General features: G+C 66.8%; 14 protein-coding genes. 4 read left to right on the forward strand and 10 right to left on the reverse strand.

The features are described from left to right. Positions 1-210 precede the first annotated feature (210 nt). The 4 genes from FWJ24_RS04715 to FWJ24_RS04730 form a co-directional block, all read right to left on the reverse strand. Entirely contained in the window at positions 211-1,080 is an 870-nt protein-coding gene (locus FWJ24_RS04715; RefSeq protein WP_150286668.1) for an NAD(P)-dependent oxidoreductase, read from the reverse strand. Between the two features lie 23 nt (positions 1,081-1,103). Further along, a complete protein-coding gene (locus FWJ24_RS04720) occupies positions 1,104-1,820 on the reverse strand; it encodes an ABC transporter permease (RefSeq protein ID WP_150286669.1) in 717 nt (238 codons plus the stop codon). After that, the gene (locus FWJ24_RS04725) at positions 1,817-2,542 is read right to left on the reverse strand and encodes an ABC transporter permease (RefSeq protein WP_150286670.1); all 726 of its coding nucleotides are present in this window, start codon (positions 2,540-2,542) and stop codon (positions 1,817-1,819) included. The genes FWJ24_RS04720 and FWJ24_RS04725 overlap by 4 nt, the downstream gene beginning before the upstream one ends. A 64-nt stretch (positions 2,543-2,606) precedes the next feature. Beyond that, entirely contained in the window at positions 2,607-3,380 is a 774-nt protein-coding gene (locus FWJ24_RS04730) for a transporter substrate-binding domain-containing protein (RefSeq protein ID WP_150286671.1), read from the reverse strand. 271 nt (positions 3,381-3,651) lie between these two features. Between FWJ24_RS04730 and FWJ24_RS04735 the strand changes: the two genes are divergently transcribed. Continuing rightward, positions 3,652-4,764 carry an Mrp/NBP35 family ATP-binding protein gene (locus FWJ24_RS04735; RefSeq protein ID WP_150286672.1) on the forward strand — a complete coding sequence of 371 codons (1,113 nt, stop codon included), beginning with the start codon at positions 3,652-3,654 and terminating at the stop codon, positions 4,762-4,764. Here the strand turns inward: FWJ24_RS04735 and FWJ24_RS04740 are convergent. Next, on the reverse strand, positions 4,754-5,038 hold the full coding sequence (locus tag FWJ24_RS04740) for a cysteine rich repeat-containing protein (protein ID WP_246155543.1): 285 nt from the start codon (positions 5,036-5,038) through the stop codon (positions 4,754-4,756). The genes FWJ24_RS04735 and FWJ24_RS04740 overlap by 11 nt on opposite strands. Positions 5,039-5,052: 14 nt before the next feature. Further along, the gene (locus FWJ24_RS04745; RefSeq protein WP_246155544.1) at positions 5,053-5,406 is read right to left on the reverse strand and encodes a hypothetical protein; all 354 of its coding nucleotides are present in this window, start codon (positions 5,404-5,406) and stop codon (positions 5,053-5,055) included. 322 nt (positions 5,407-5,728) lie between these two features. Here FWJ24_RS04745 and FWJ24_RS04750 point away from each other — a divergent pair, with 322 nt between their 5' ends. Further along, positions 5,729-6,817 (forward strand): TRAP transporter substrate-binding protein, encoded by a 1,089-nt coding sequence (locus FWJ24_RS04750; protein WP_150286673.1) that lies wholly within the window; start codon positions 5,729-5,731, stop codon positions 6,815-6,817. 160 nt (positions 6,818-6,977) lie between these two features. Continuing rightward, on the forward strand, positions 6,978-8,066 hold the full coding sequence (locus tag FWJ24_RS04755) for a TRAP transporter substrate-binding protein (RefSeq protein WP_150286674.1): 1,089 nt from the start codon (positions 6,978-6,980) through the stop codon (positions 8,064-8,066). A 101-nt stretch (positions 8,067-8,167) separates the two neighbouring features. Here FWJ24_RS04755 and FWJ24_RS04760 read toward each other — a convergent pair whose 3' ends face one another. The 3 genes from FWJ24_RS04760 to FWJ24_RS04770 form a co-directional block, all read right to left on the reverse strand. Then, positions 8,168-9,871, reverse strand: coding sequence for a TRAP transporter large permease (locus FWJ24_RS04760; protein WP_150286965.1), 1,704 nt, complete (start codon positions 9,869-9,871; stop codon positions 8,168-8,170). Between the two features lie 180 nt (positions 9,872-10,051). Then, complete coding sequence (locus FWJ24_RS04765) at positions 10,052-10,654, reverse strand: TRAP transporter small permease subunit (protein ID WP_150286675.1); 603 nt, start codon at positions 10,652-10,654, stop codon at positions 10,052-10,054. A gap of 219 nt (positions 10,655-10,873) precedes the next feature. Beyond that, positions 10,874-11,764: a DMT family transporter gene (locus FWJ24_RS04770; RefSeq protein ID WP_150286676.1), complete on the reverse strand. Its 891-nt coding sequence runs from the start codon at positions 11,762-11,764 to the stop codon at positions 10,874-10,876. A 180-nt stretch (positions 11,765-11,944) separates the two neighbouring features. Between FWJ24_RS04770 and FWJ24_RS04775 the strand changes: the two genes are divergently transcribed. Then, entirely contained in the window at positions 11,945-13,708 is a 1,764-nt protein-coding gene (locus FWJ24_RS04775; RefSeq protein ID WP_150286677.1) for a methyl-accepting chemotaxis protein, read from the forward strand. A gap of 4 nt (positions 13,709-13,712) precedes the next feature. On the opposite strand, the gene moaA is transcribed toward FWJ24_RS04775, so the two are convergent. Further along, positions 13,713-14,729, reverse strand: a complete 1,017-nt coding sequence (gene moaA / locus FWJ24_RS04780) for a GTP 3',8-cyclase MoaA (RefSeq protein ID WP_150286678.1) — start codon at positions 14,727-14,729, stop codon at positions 13,713-13,715. Positions 14,730-14,874: the final 145 nt, after the last annotated feature.

Genomic DNA, 14,874 nt, shown 5'->3' on the forward strand with positions numbered 1-14,874 from the left:
GGCTCCGCCGCCGCAGGCCGCGCCGCGCCCGGCCCCGCCGCCGCAGGCCGCGCCGCGCCCGGCGCAGCCCGCCTGCACGCCCGAACTCAAGGCTCAGGGCAAGTGCCGCTGAGGGCAAGTGCCGCTGATCACAGCCTCGGCAGGCCGCTGTTGCAGAAAGGGCCGGGTTTTGCACCCGGCCCGTGCGGTTATCCGGGATGGTCCCTGCCGTCAGCGTTCGAGACGCGCGATCAGGCTCGACGTATCCCAGCGGTTGCCGCCCATTTTCTGCACTTCGGAATAGAACTGGTCGACAAGCGCGGTCACCGGCAGATGCGCGCCGTTCCGGCGCGCCTCGGCGAGGCAGATATCGAGGTCCTTGCGCATCCAGTCCACGGCGAAGCCGAAATCGAACCTGCCAGCATTCATCGTCTTGCCGCGGTTTTCCATCTGCCAGGAGCCGGCCGCGCCCTTGGAGATCACGTCGAGCACCGTCTCGATGTCGAGCCCGGCGCGCTTGCCGAAATGGATCGCCTCCGCGAGCCCCTGCACGAGGCCGGCGATGCAGATCTGGTTCATCATCTTGGCGAGCTGGCCGGAGCCGGAGGGGCCGATCCGCCGGCAGGCGCGGGCGAAGGCCATGATCACCGGCTCGGCCCGCGCATAGGGCGCGGGATCGCCGCCGCACATCACGGTCAGCACACCGTTCTCCGCTCCGGCCTGGCCGCCCGAGACCGGGGCGTCGATGAAGGCGAAGCCGCGCCGGGCCGCCTCTTCCGCCAGTTCGCGCGCCACCTCGGCGCTCGCGGTCGTGTTGTCGATGAAGACGCTGCCCGCCTTCATCGTGTGGAACGCGCCGTCGGGGCCGATGGTGACGGCGCGCAGGTCGTCGTCGTTGCCGACGCAGGCGAACACGAAATCCTTGCCCCGCGCGGCCTCCTGCGGCGTGGCCGCGAAGCTGCCGCCATGCTGCCCCGCCCAGCGCTCGGCCTTCGCCGCCGTCCGGTTATAGACGGTGACGGCATGGCCGCCCTTGTTCTTCAGATGCCCGGCCATGGGGTAGCCCATCACGCCGAGCCCGAGAAATGCGACATCCGCCATGGGAAACTCCTGATTGAGAAGGGTCAGCGCAGCGCGAGATGGCGGGTGAGCCGGGCCTCGAACAGATCCCAGAGCCGCCGGATGATCTCGACAAGAGCGAGATAGATCAGCGCCGCCACGAGGTAAATGGAGAGGTCGAAACTGCGCGCGAAGGCAAGGCGCGTTGCGCCCATCAGGTCGAACAGCGTCACGAGCGAGGCCAGCGCGCTGGCCTTGATCATCACGATCAGCTCGTTGCCGAGCGGCCGCAAGGCCACGATCATCGCCTGCGGCAGCTCGACCTTGAGGAACGTGGCGCGGGCATGCAGGCCGAGCGCCCGCGCCGCTTCCGCCTGCCCCGCCGGCAGCGACAGCAGCGCGCCGCGGAAGATCTCGGCCTGATAGGCTGCGGTGTTCAGCGTGAAGGCGAGAAGGCAGCAATAGAGCGGCTCGCGGAAGAACCACCACAGCCCGACATCCTGCCAGAACGGCCGCATGGCGCCGAGGCCGTAATAGATCAGGAAGAGCTGCACGAGCAGCGGCGTGCCGCGGAAGAAGGTCGTGTAGCCGGCGACGAGGAGGCGGGTGACGCGGCCGCCGCGCAGGCGCAGAAGCGCGAGCCCCAGCCCGAAGAACAGGCCGAGGCCGAACGAGATCGCGACAAGCTGGAGCGTCAGCCCCAGCCCGTCCGCCATGCGGCAGCCATAGCGTTCGAGCACGTCGAGGCCGATGGCGTGGCCGGGCCATGCGCACCAGCTCATCGCAGCGCCCCCCGCGGGCGATGGCCGCGATGGGTGCGCGCCTCAAGCCGGTCGAGCCCCCAGGCCGAGAGCACGGAGAAGGAGAGATAGATCAAGGCCGCCGCGCCGAAGAACAGGAAGGGCTCCTTGGTCACGACATTGGCGCGGGTGGCGATGAACATCGTATCCTGCAGGGTGATGACCGAGACGAGCGAGGTCTCCTTGAGCAGCACCATCCAGTTGTTGCCGAGGCCGGGCAGCGCCACGCGCAGCAATTGCGGCAGCACCACCAGCCGGAAGGCCTGGAACCGCGTCAGCCCCAGGGCCGCCGCCGCCTCGCGCTGGCCTTTCTGGATGGCGTTGAGCGCCCCCAGCCAGACCTCGGCCGAGAAGGCCGCGAGCACCACGCCGAGCGCCACCATACCGGCGATGAACGGCGAGAATTCCACCGATCCCGGCAGTCCTGTCCAGGACCAGAATTGCTGGACGAGGATCTGCATGCCGAAATAGATGACATAGAGCGTCAGGAGTTCCGGCACGCCGCGGAACACAGTGGTATAGAGCGTGGCGACCCCGCGCAGCAGCGGGTTGCGCGCGCGCTTGGCGAGCGCCACGAGCAGCCCGAGCGTGAGGCCGAACGGCAGCGTCGCGAGCGCGATCGAGATCGTCACGCCCGCGCCGGCGAGCAATTCGTCACCCCAGCCGTCGGGTCCGAAGGAAAGAAGGGCGAGATAGCGCTCCAACAGGCGGCGCTCCGGCGGGGCCATGGCGGGGATGCCGCCATGGCGGTGAAGGGGAGGGGCGGGCTTACTGGATCGCCTTCTTGCCGAGCCATTTCATGGCGTGCTTGTCGAGCGAGCCATCGGCCTTCGATTCCGCGATCGCCTTGTTGAGCATCGCCTTGAGCGCCTGGTCCTCCTTGCGGATCGCCATGCCGACGCCGGGGCCGTGGATCTGCGGATCGCGCTTCACCTCGGCGACGACCTTGCAGCAATCCTTGCCCTTGTCCTTCAGGAAGCTTTCGAGCGCCTCCATGTCGGCGATGATGTAATCGAGGCGGCCGTTGAGAAGGTCGAGATTGGCTTCCTCCTGCGTCGGATAGGGGCGCAGGGTCGAATTCTTGTAATAGGCTTCGAGGTAGTTCATGTGGATCGTCGAGCCCTGCGCGCCGAGCGTCTTTCCCTTGAGCGCGGCGGGCGAGATGTCGGTCGAGGTCACGGATTTGTTGGCGATCATCGCGATCGGCGTCGAGGTATAGACATCCGAGAAATCGACGCGCTTCTGCCGCTCCGGCGTCGCGTTCATGCCGGCGACGATCACGTCGTATTTCTTCGACAGCAGCGCCGGGATGATGCCGTCCCAATCCTGCACGACCCAGGTGCATTTGACCTTCATTCGGGCGCAGAGATCGTTCATGTAATCGATCTCGAAGCCCTCAAGCTCCTTCTTGGCATTGAGGTTGTTGTAGGGCGGGTAGGCGCCCTCGGTGCCGATGCGGATTTCCTTGATCTCCTGGGCGGAAGCGATGGCGACCATTGCCAGCGAGAAGGCCGAAGCCGCGAGCACGCGCAACGTTTTCATGGATTGATCTCCCTAATCCTCTGCCGTGCGGCGGTGATTTCCTTGGTCTCGCCGCGGGCCGGGGCTCAATCTGCCAAGGCTTTTCCGGCTTTGGCAATGCGCTTTGCCGGCCTGCAGCGTTTTTTTGCCGGCGGCGCCGATGGCGCTGCCATGCGTGGCGGCAGGGGCGGCACGAATCCGGGCAGGCTGCATTGACCGCGGGCGGCGGGCGCTCATATCACGTCCGGGGCGCGGCGAGAGGTGCCGCGCCCGTTTCGCGAGGTTCAGCCCGATGTCGGACAGGAATGCCATTCTCGCCGCCCTGCGGCAGGTGCGGATGCCAGGCGGCGAGGGGGATCTCGCCAGCTCCGGCGCACTCTCCGAGATCGTGATCCATCAGGGCAAGGCCTATTTCTCGATCTCGGTTCCGGCGGCGGAGGTCGCTCATTCCGAGCCGCTGCGCAAGGCGGCCGAGGCGGCGGCGCGTGCGGTGCCGGGCATTTCCGCCGCCATCGTCACGCTCACCGCCGAGAAGGCCCCGGCCCGGCCGGCCGCATCCCCGCCGCGCGCGGCGGCGCCGGGCGGGGCGGGTGCGGTGAAGCTCCAGGTCGAGGGCGTGCGGCATATCATCGCCGTGGCGAGCGGCAAGGGGGGCGTCGGCAAATCGACCACCGCGGCCAATCTCGCGCTGGCGCTCCAGGCGAAGGGGCTGCGGGTCGGCGTGCTCGACGCCGATATCTACGGCCCCTCGATGCCTAAACTGTTCGCGATCCGCGGCAAGCCGACGCTTGCCGGCGGTCGGGTGCTCAATCCGATGGATGGCTACGGGCTCAAGGTGATGTCGATCGGCTTCCTCGTCGAGGAGGAGGCGGCGATGATCTGGCGCGGGCCGATGGTGCAATCCGCCATCCAGCAGATGCTGCGCGAGGTCGCCTGGGGCGAACTCGACGTGCTCGTCGTCGACATGCCGCCCGGCACCGGCGACGCCCAGCTCACCATGGCGCAGCACGTGCCCCTCGCCGGGGCGGTGATCGTCTCGACGCCGCAGGATCTCGCGCTGATCGACGCGCGCCGGGGCGTCGCGATGTTCCGCAAGGTCGAGGTGCCGATCCTCGGCATCGTCGAGAACATGAGCTATTTCATCGCGCCGGATACTGGCAAGCGCTACGATATCTTCGGCCATGGCGGCGCCCGCGCCGAGGCGGAGCGGATCGGCGTGCCCTTCCTCGGCGAGGTGCCGCTGGCGATGGAGATCCGCGAACGCTCGGATTCCGGCCTGCCGGTCGTCGTCACCGAACCGGACGGCCCGCATGCCCGCGCCTATGCCGAGATCGCGGCGCGCGTCTGGGCGGTGCTGGAGGGCGGCGCGACCCGTCGCGCCGCGCCGCGCATCGTCATCGAGTAGGCTCGGCCTGGCTCCGGTCGCGCATGGAGGCGAGGGCGGCCGCGCGGCAGCCTTGCGAGAGTTCCGCGGCATTGGCGCGCAGGCAGGCGGCGATCCGCCCGCCGCCGGGCCTCACATCCGGGCAGAAACGCGCGACATCGCCCCGGCAGGCCTGCGCGAGGGCCATGGTGCCGGGATTGGCACCCGGCGCCGGCTGCGCGAAGACGCCGGTTGCGGCCACCAGCATCCCGACGCCGACACTGAGCGCGAGCGCGCGCGCGAGGCGCATGGTCATGGCGTGCCCCTCCCTCATTGCCAGGTCACCGAGCCGGTGCGGGTGACGCTGCGGCCCTGCGGGCCGGTCGTCACCCGCGTGCCCTGCCATTGGCCGGGCGCTGTCCGGGTTGCTGCGCCGGTGCGCGTGGCATTGCGGCCGCCGGGACCGGTCACGACGGCGCTGCGGCTGCAATGCCCGGCAGCGCAGGCGCCGGCTGCCGAATAGGTTGTGACACCGCCGCGCGGGCCGGTCACCGAGCCGGAGCGATTCCAGCTCCGCGCCTCGGCGGCCGTTGTCAGGATGAGAAGGCATGCCGCGAGGCTGGCGCCGAGGGCCGGTGCGAGGCGCTGGGAAGAACGACAGGAAGAATGGCGGGCAGGTTGCATCTGGGGGCTCCCGATCGGGGTTGGTCCGTGATGGATGCGGCCGGGTCGATGCCCGGACCGGCTGCAATGTCGCGGGCGCGACCTTGCCCCTGGCTTGCGCGCGCATGAGCGTTTCGTAAGGTCCATGCGGCGCGCAACGAAATGCGCCCGAGCCCTGCGTTTTGTGCATTCATGCTGTGCGAGAACCGCAAGCGTCGGCGCGGTTCCATTGATGGAAATCAGTTGCCAAAGCCCGGCCGATCCCTACAAATGCGGGCCGGGTTCTGGAATGCACGCTCTCGTGGCATCTTGAATCCCCGCGTTGAAAAGAGGGAGAAAACGCATGAAGCGTCGTCAGTTTCTGACCGCTGCCGGGGCTGGTCTCGCAGCTACCGCCGTCGCCAAGCCAGCCATCGCGCAGAGCGCGCCGGAGCTGAAATGGCGTCTGACCTCGAGCTTCCCGAAGTCGCTCGACACGATCTACGGCGCGGCCGACACGATCGCCAAGTATGTGTCGGAAATGACCGACAACAAGTTCCAGATCCAGGCCTTCGCGGCCGGTGAAATCGTCCCGGGCCTCCAGGCCGCCGATGCGGTCACCAACGGCACGGTCGAGGCCTGCCACACCGCTTCCTATTACTATGTCGGCAAGGATCCGACCTTCGCCTTCGGCACCGCGGTTCCCTTCGGCCTCAATGCCCGCCAGCAGAACGCCTGGTTCCATCAGGGCGGCGGCAACGACCTGCTGAACGAGTTCTATGGCGGCTACAACATCCACGCCATCGTCGCCGGCAATACCGGCTGCCAGATGGGCGGCTGGTTCCGCAAGGAGATCAAGACCCCGGCGGACGTCAACGGCCTGAAGATGCGCATCGGCGGCTTCGCCGGCCGCGTTCTTCAGAAGCTCGGCGGCGTGCCGCAGCAGATCGCCGGCGGTGACATCTACCCGGCGCTCGAGAAGGGCACGATCGACGCGGCGGAATGGGTCGGTCCGTTCGACGACCAGAAGCTCGGCTTCAACAAGGTCGCGCCGTTCTACTATTATCCCGGCTGGTGGGAAGGCGGCGCCGCGCTGCATTTCATGGTCAACAAGGCCAAGTGGGACGCGCTGCCGAAGAATTACAAGTCGATCCTCACCGCCGCCTGCGCCTATGCCGATACCGAGATGATGGCGAAATACGACGCCCGCAACCCGGGCGCGCTGAAGCAGCTCGTCGCAGCCGGCACCCAGCTTCGCCCCTACCCGCAGGAGGTCCTCGAAGCCTGCTTCAAGGCGGCGAACGAGCTCTATGCCGAGACCGCGGCGCAGAACGCGAAGTTCAAGAAGGTGCACGACGCCATGACGGCGTTCCGCAACGACGAATACCTCTGGTGGCAGGTCGCGGAATACACCTTCGACAATTTCATGATCCGCGCCCGCGCCCGCGGCTGAGCCCCGGCTCCGCGCGACAGCATCGAGCCCGGCCCTCGCGGCCGGGCTTTTTCGTCTCCCGTCCCGGCCGGACACGAAAGGCGCTTGCGCCGCCCCGCCATTCTGCTCTGATCGGGGCCGGAGCCGCGCCCAACAGCGGCCCGTGAGGGAGAGAGAAACCATGAAGCGCAGGGATTTCCTGGCCGCCGTTCCGGCTGCCGCCGCCGGCACGACCATCGCGATGCCGGCCATCGCCCAGAGCATGCCCGAGATCAAGTGGCGCCTGACTTCGAGCTTTCCGAAATCGCTCGATACGCTCTACGGCGTCTCGGAGGTCTTCGCGCGCCATGTCGCGGAGATGACCGACAACCGGTTCCAGATCCAGTGTTTCGCGCCGGGCGAGATCGTGCCGGCGCTTCAGGCGGCGGATGCGGTGACGAACGGCACGCTGGAAATGTGCCACACCGCCGCCTATTACTTCGTCGGCAAGGATCCCGCCTTCGCCTTCGGCACCGCGATTCCCTTCGGTCTCAACGCCCGCCAGCAGAGCGCCTGGTTCACCAATGGCGACGGGCAGAAGCTGTTCAACGATTTCGTCGCCAAATACAACATCCACTCGATCATGTGCGGCAATACCGGCGCGCAGATGGGCGGCTGGTTCCGCAAGGAGATCAAGTCGCTGGAGGACATGAAGGGCCTGAAGTTCCGCATCGGCGGCTTCGCCGGCCGCGTGGTGCAGCGCGTCGGCGGCGTGCCGCAGCAGATCGCGGGCGGCGACATCTACCCGGCGCTCGAGAAGGGCACGATCGACGGTGCCGAATGGGTCGGGCCCCATGACGACGAGAAGCTCGGCTTCGCGAAGGTGGCGCCGTTCTATTACTATCCCGGCTGGTGGGAAGGCGGCGCCGCGCTCTGCGTCATGGTTAACCGCGAGAAATGGACCGGCCTGCCGAAAGCCTATCAGGCGATCATCAACGCTGCCGCGCATGAGGCGGGCAATTGGTGCATGGGCCGCTACGATACCCAGAACCCGCTGGCGCTGAAGCGGCTGGTCGCGGCCGGCACCCAGCTCCGGCCGTTCCCGGCCGATGTCATGGAGGCGTGCTGGAAGGCCGCGCATGAGATCTATGCCGAGGAATCGGCAAGGAACCCGCATTTCAAGGCTTTGTGGGAATCGCAATCCGCCTTCCGCGGCGACAGCTATCTGTGGTGGCAGGTCGCGGAACTGACCTACGATACGTTCCAGATCCGCCAGCGCGCCCGGGGTTGAACGCACGGCGGAAATCGACGCCCGGATCAGGAAAGCCCGGCCATGATGGCCGGGCTTTCGTTTTGGGCTGGCGCGGATCAGGCACCGATGCAACCCGGGTGTTATTGCGGCTTGGGAGCCTCGAGACCGGGGGGCGGTCCCGGCGGGGGCGTGAGCCCCGGCAGCCCGCCGCCGCCGCCCGGCGGCGCAAGGCCCGGCAGGCCGCCCCCCGGCCCGTCCAGTCCGGGGATCGAGAGGTTCTTGAGCTGCTGCTCGATCGCCTTCGGATCGGCCTGCACCTGCGTGCCTTTGTAATGCATCACCATCTGCGGGAAGAGGATGACCAAGGCCACCATGATGCACTGGATGACCACGAACGGCACCGCGCCCCAATAGATCTGCGCGGTGGTGATCGGCGCCATCTCGCGGCCGGTGACCTTGTCGAGATACGGTGCCTTCGGCGCGACGGAGCGCAGATAGAACAGCGCGAAGCCGAAGGGGGGATGCATGAAGCTCGTCTGCATGTTGACGCCGAGGATGACACCGAACCAGATGAGGTCGATCCCGAGCTTCTCCGCCGCCGGCCCCAGCAGCGGCACGACGATGAAGGCAAGCTCGAAGAAATCGAGGAAGAAGGCGAGCAGGAATACCATCACGTTCACGACGATCAGGAAGCCGGCCTGCCCGCCGGGCAGCGAGATCAGCAGTTCCTCGACCCAGAGATGGCCGTTGACGCCGTAGAAGGTGAGCGAGAAGACGCGCGCGCCGACCAGAATGAACACGACGAAGGCCGAGAGCTTGGCGGTCGAATCGAGCGCCTGCGACACCAGGCTCATCGTCAGCCGCCGCTTGGCGAGGGCGATGATCATCGCGCCCGTGGCGCCCATCGCACCGCCTTCCGTCGGGGTCGCGAGGCCGATGAAGATCGTGCCGAGCACCAGGAAGATCAGCCCCAGCGGCGGCATCAGAACCATGATCACCTCGGTCGTCAGCCGCGAGAGCAGGTTGAGACGCAGCAGCTTGTTGGCGAGCGCGATGATGTAGCAGATGACCATGGCCGCGAAGGCGGAGAGGATCGCCTCCGAGCCCTTCTGCACATGGCCGACCGCCCATTTCTCGAGGAGGAACGTCAGAACCGCAGCGAAGACCAGCATCACGAACAGCGAGGCGACGCCGCCGCCGAGCGTGCGCGCCTCGGTCGGCAGTGCCGGCACATAGCTCGGGCGCAGAACCGAGACGAGGAAGATATAGCCTGCATAGAGCGCGGACAGAACGAGGCCGGGAATGAAGGCGCCCTCATACATGTCGCCGACCGAGCGGCCGAGCTGATCCGCCATCACGATCAGCACGAGGCTGGGCGGGATGATCTGCGCGAGCGTGCCCGAGGCGGCGATGACACCGGAGGCGACGCGGCGGTCATAGCCGTAGCGCAGCATGATCGGCAGCGAGATCAGCCCCATCGAGATCACCGAGGCCGCGACCACGCCGGTCGTCGCCGCGAGCAGCGCCCCGACGAACACCACCGCATAGGCGAGGCCGCCGCGAATCGGGCCGAAAAGCTGGCCGATCGTGTCGAGCAGGTCCTCGGCCATGCCCGAACGTTCGAGGATCAGCCCCATGAAGGTGAAGAAGGGGATCGCGAGCAGCACGTCGTTGTTCATCGTGCCGTAGACGCGCTCCGGCAGCGCCTGGAGGAAGTTCGGCACGAACAGCCCCATCTCGATGCCGATCACGGCGAAGAGCAGGCCGTTGGCAGCCAGCGCGAAGGCGACCGGGTAGCCGAGCAGCAGCAGCACCACCAGCATGAAGAACATGACCGGCGCCATGTAATGCTCGAGCCAGCCGAGGAAGCCGGGCTTGATCGGTTGCGGCGTCGCCGCGAGCACCGGATCGGCCCCGGCGATCAGGATGAGCGCGACCAGCGCGAGAAGGGCACCCGCAAGGAGGCCGCCCTGAACTTTGGAAAAGCGAGCGAACATGATCGAACCTCGAAACCGGGCGGGAACTTACGGGCGCTGGAGCGTTTCGGCCTGGACCTGCTGGAGCAGGCGCTCGGCCTCGGCCTCTGCCGCCCCGTGATGCCCCACATGGGCATGCGGGTCTTCGATCAGCCCCTTCATGATGGCGATGCGCTTGATCAATTCGGAGAATGCCTGCGCGATCAGCAGCACGAAACCGGCCGGGACGAGGAATTTCGCTGGCCATTGCACGAGCCCGCCGGCATTCATCGAGGATTCGTTCAATTCGAGGGAGCGCATGAAGAACGGCCAGCCGTGATAGATCATGATCCAGCAAAACGGCATCAGGAAGAAGATATGGCCGAAAATGTCGATCCCGTCGCGGATCGGCTTGCGCATCCCGCCGGTAACGATGTCGATGCGGATATGCTCGTTCTTCAGGAATGTGTAGGCCGCGCCGAGCATGAAGACGGCGCCGAACAGATACCATTGCAGTTCAAGCCAGGCGTTCGACGACGTGTTGAACAGTTTCCGGATCAGAGCATTGGCGGTCGAGACCAAAACCGCGGCCAGGATCAGCCACTTGATCAGGCTGCCGATGCGCTGGTTCACGGCGTCGATCGCGCCGCTAAGCTTCAGGAGATTCTGCACGCTGCCCTCCCTCCGGGCTTTTCTCACGACTTTATCGTCCGTCCTTCTGACGGGACGTTCCATTCTTGCTTCACGCGAGCCGAAGCCGCTTTGGCATGTTGCCCGAGGCCCGACAATATTCCAAGCCATCCCGGACGTGCATGATAGCCATGCCGATGCGGGATGGCTCTTTCCCGCACCGGCACGCAATCTGTCTGGAATGCGCCGAAAATCAAATCTTTATTTCAACTGTCCGCGGATTCTCTCGCGATGCAGCGTGTAAAGCCCGCTCGCCACGATCAGCGCGATGCCGCCGAGCGCCACCGGCGCGGGCCAATCCCCGAACACCAGGATGCCGAGCAGGACCGCCCAGACGATCACCACATAGCGGAACGGCGAGACGACCGACAATTCGACATCCCGGCAGGCCTCGATCACGGCGTAATTCCCCGCGAGCACGAAGGCTGCCGCAGCCGCGAGGATCAGCACCGGTTCCCAGGCGAGCGCGTGCCAGGCTCCGCCACCCGCCATCAGCGCAAGCCCGGCCGCGAGCGTGCCGAGCGTGCTCGTCACCGCAACGATGACACTGGGGATATCCGTGGGCACCCGCCGGGTCATCAGGTCGCGCAGGGCGACGCCCAGCACCGAGACGAGCGCCAGCCCGAGGGCGAGCGGCGGCGCGGCGTTGCCGCCTGGCCGCACCACCAGCAGCATGCCGAGAAAACCGACCGCCACCGCACTCCAGCGCCGCCAGCCCACGGCTTCCCCGAACAGCACCATCGACAACGCGGTGATCAGCAGCGGCGCCGCCAGCAGGATGGCGGTGATGTCGGCAAGCGGCATCATGCCGAGCGCGGTGATGAAGCTTGCCGCAACAACCGCCTCGATCAGGCCCCGTGTCGCGAGATCGGGGCGGAGGATGGCCTGGATGCGGCCGAGTTGCCCCGCCAGCGCCACCCAGCCGAAGAGCAGGACCAGCGCGAACACGCCGCGGACCACGATGATCTGCCCGGTATCCCAATGCTGTCGGACCAGCTTCACTAGCGTGTCGTTGATGACGAAGAACCCCATCGCCGCCATCATCGCGATGATGCCGCGCAAGTTCTTCTGGTTTTGGGATGGCTGGGACATGCGGCTCGGAAGGCCGCGAATCCGGCCTTGACGAGCTTAGCGTCAATCCGGTGCGGCGCACCAGCCTGCAAACATATTCGGAAAGACGAATTCGGCTGGCTTCCCCTCAAATTGATGCAACCATTAATAGTCCGTTAGCCAGAAAATGTCTTAATCCGTGCAGTATCGGGGTAATTATTGATGAAAAACAATCTCAGAGCGCTGTTCAGAGGCAGGGCCGCGCCGGCAGCGGCCCCTGCATCGCCGGAGCTGGGGGCGCCGGTCGAGGCGCCGGCGGCCGTTCCGGCCCAGGTGGATCTTGCCGAGACCCTGTCGATGTTCGAGCGCGACGTGACGCGCATCGTCGGCGGCCTCGCCGCGGAAATCCTCTCCGCGCGCGAGAAATCGCGGCTTGCGGTCGAGCATCTCGGCGGTGTGAAGGACGCGATCCGGACATTGGTCGAGACGAGTTCGATGATCGATACCGAGATCTCGGGCATCGCCAGTTCGGCCGACGAACTCACCGCTTCCGCCGATGCCATCGCCAGCACGGTCTCGCAGGTCCAGGACCGGTCGAGCGCCACGCTCAGCACCGCAGCAGCATCCGAAGCGGCGATGGAAGGGCTCGGCGCAGCAGTCAGCGAGATCGGCGGGCTGCTCAATGCCATTGCCGAGGTGGCCTCGCGCACCAATCTCCTCGCGCTCAACGCCACGATCGAGGCCGCGCGCGCGGGCGAGGCGGGGCGCGGCTTCGCGGTCGTGGCCGGGGAGGTCAAGGCGCTCTCCGTGACCACGGCCAGGACGGTGTCGGTGATCCGCGAGAAGATGGAGGCGCTCCAGCGCGCCAGCGACGATTCCATCGGCAATATGCGGCGCATCCGCGGCGAGATCGGCGCGTTGACCCCGATCTGCGACGAGATCGCGCAATCCGTCGAAACCCAGCGCGCGACGATCGGAGAACTGGCGCATCGCATGCAGGTCGCGCAGGGCGCGGTTTCGGAGGTCGCGGCCAACGTCAAGACCGTCAATGGCATGGCGGAGGATGCCGGCGCCGTTTCCGCCGAGGCGGAGGAGGTCAGCGCCCATGCCGCCAGCGAGGCGGGGGAGCTTGCGCGGCGGATGAATACCGTGCTGCGGACCATCCCGGCGGCCGATCGCCGCCGTGCCATCCGCTACCCGATCGATCTCGCCATGCGGGTCAGGGCCGGCGGGGAAACCATCGCCTGCCACACCTTCGACATCAGCGAGGGCGGCCTGCTGATCCGCAGCGCGCCGGGGATCCGGGAGAAACTCGCCATCGGGGGCCGTTTCGAAGCCGAGATCGCGCGCGTGGGCACGGTGCGGCTCCACGTGCTCCAGCATTCCGATCTCGGCGTGCATTGCGCGTTCGAGACCCTCGATTCCGCAATCCGCGCGGCGCTTCTCGCCACGATCGAGGGGTTCCGCGTCGCCAATCTGCCGCTGATCGAGCGCGCGCAAGGGTTTGCCGCCGAGATCGCCCGGGCGATCGAGGCCGAGATCGCGGCGGGCCGGCTTGATGAGGCGCAGGTCTTCGACGAGGATTACCGGCCGGTCCCCGAAACCGATCCGGTGCAGCTCACCACCCGTTATCTCCAACGATTCGAGGCGATCATCCCGCCCATCATCGCGCGGACCCTGCCGCTCGATCCCAAGATGGCGTTCTGCGTCGCGGTGGACCGCAACGGCTATATCCCGGTGCATGTGCCGAAGGTCAGCCAGCCGCAACGCAAGGGCGACCGCGCCTGGAACCACGCCAATTGCCGCAACCGGCGCATCTTCGACGATCGCGCGGGGCTGCTCGCGGCGCGGCTGACGACGCCCTTCCTGATCCAGAGCTATTATCGGGATCTCGGCGGCACGCGCGTCGCGATGAAGGAGATCGACGCGCCGATCACCATTCGCGGCCGCCATTGGGGCGGCGTGCGCATGGCCTATTCGATCTGAGGTTTCAGCCGCCGGTGACGCTCATGTGCCGGCCGAGCGCCGGCGCCCGCGTCGCGCGGTCGATCACGAAATCATGGCCGCGCGGCTTGCGGGCGATGGCGCGGTCGATTGCGGCGATCAGCGGCCCATCGCTCTCGGAGGCGCGCAGCGGCCGGCGGAGATCGGCTGCGTCCTCCTGGCCGAGACACATGAACAGCGTGCCCGTACAGGTCAGGCGCACGCGATTGCAGCTCTCGCAAAAATTGTGCGTCAGCGGCGTGATGAAGCCGATCCGCCCCCCGGTCTCGCGCGCGGTGACATAACGCGCCGGGCCGCCGGTGCGGTGCTCGCTCGCCTCGAGCGTGAAGGTCTCGGCGAGCCGCGCGCGGACGAGGCTGAGCGGCAGGTATTGATCGATGCGCGCCTGCTCGATCTCGCCGAGCGGCATCACCTCGATGAAGGTGATGTCCATGCCGCGCCCATGCGCCCAGCGGATCATCGGCACGAGTTCGTCCTCGTTGACGCCCTTGAGCGCCACCGCGTTGATCTTGACGGCGATCCCCGCCGCCTGTGCGGCGTCGATCCCCGCGAGCACCTTGTCGAGGGCGCCCCAGCGGGTGATGGCGCGGAATTTCCCGGCATCAAGCGTGTCGAGCGAGACATTGATGCGCCGCACGCCGCAGGATGCGAGATCGGCGGCGAAACGCGAAAGTTGCGAGCCGTTGGTGGTGAGTGTCAATTCCTCGAGCGCGCCGGTCTCGAGATGGCGCGAAAGGCCGCGGAAGAGCGTCAGGATGTCGCGGCGCACCAGCGGCTCGCCGCCGGTGATGCGCAGCTTGCGCACGCCGCGGCGAATGAAGGCCGAGCAGAGCCTGTCGAGTTCCTCGAGCGTGAGCAGATCCGCCTTCGGCAGGAAGCTCATGTTCTCGCTCATGCAATAGACGCAGCGGAAATCGCAGCGATCCGTCACCGAAACGCGGAGATAGCTGATCGCGCGGCCGAACGGATCGATCATCGGATCGGCGGGCAGAGCCATGATCATGACACTCGCTCTTGCGCCCCTTTGGGCTTGTTCTAAAGAAATCTGCGGAAGTCGGCTGAAAAAGCAAGGGGCTGGATCAAGGCGCAGGTCTCGGGCTTGCGGCTGAGCGGGTGCGCCCCATTCTCCGGCAGGATGGCGCCGCCGC

The organism is Rhabdaerophilum calidifontis (assembly GCF_008641065.1).
Lineage (GTDB): Bacteria > Pseudomonadota > Alphaproteobacteria > Rhizobiales > Beijerinckiaceae > Rhabdaerophilum > Rhabdaerophilum calidifontis.

What these genes read in the sequence shown, in the direction of transcription:
- FWJ24_RS04720 (WP_150286669.1), bottom strand. Translation starts at nt 1,820, where the DNA reads ATGAGCTGGTGCGCATGGCCCGGCCACGCCATCGGCCTCGACGTGCTC.
- moaA (WP_150286678.1), bottom strand. Translation starts at nt 14,729, where the DNA reads ATGATCATGGCTCTGCCCGCCGATCCGATGATCGATCCGTTCGGCCGC.
- FWJ24_RS04730 (WP_150286671.1), bottom strand. Translation starts at nt 3,380, where the DNA reads ATGAAAACGTTGCGCGTGCTCGCGGCTTCGGCCTTCTCGCTGGCAATG.
- FWJ24_RS04715 (WP_150286668.1), bottom strand. Translation starts at nt 1,080, where the DNA reads ATGGCGGATGTCGCATTTCTCGGGCTCGGCGTGATGGGCTACCCCATG.
- FWJ24_RS04735 (WP_150286672.1), top strand. Translation starts at nt 3,652, where the DNA reads ATGTCGGACAGGAATGCCATTCTCGCCGCCCTGCGGCAGGTGCGGATG.
- FWJ24_RS04740 (WP_246155543.1), bottom strand. Translation starts at nt 5,038, where the DNA reads ATGACCATGCGCCTCGCGCGCGCGCTCGCGCTCAGTGTCGGCGTCGGG.
- FWJ24_RS04770 (WP_150286676.1), bottom strand. Translation starts at nt 11,764, where the DNA reads ATGTCCCAGCCATCCCAAAACCAGAAGAACTTGCGCGGCATCATCGCG.
- FWJ24_RS04755 (WP_150286674.1), top strand. Translation starts at nt 6,978, where the DNA reads ATGAAGCGCAGGGATTTCCTGGCCGCCGTTCCGGCTGCCGCCGCCGGC.
- FWJ24_RS04760 (WP_150286965.1), bottom strand. Translation starts at nt 9,871, where the DNA reads ATGGCGCCGGTCATGTTCTTCATGCTGGTGGTGCTGCTGCTGCTCGGC.
- FWJ24_RS04775 (WP_150286677.1), top strand. Translation starts at nt 11,945, where the DNA reads ATGAAAAACAATCTCAGAGCGCTGTTCAGAGGCAGGGCCGCGCCGGCA.
- FWJ24_RS04750 (WP_150286673.1), top strand. Translation starts at nt 5,729, where the DNA reads ATGAAGCGTCGTCAGTTTCTGACCGCTGCCGGGGCTGGTCTCGCAGCT.
- FWJ24_RS04745 (WP_246155544.1), bottom strand. Translation starts at nt 5,406, where the DNA reads ATGCAACCTGCCCGCCATTCTTCCTGTCGTTCTTCCCAGCGCCTCGCA.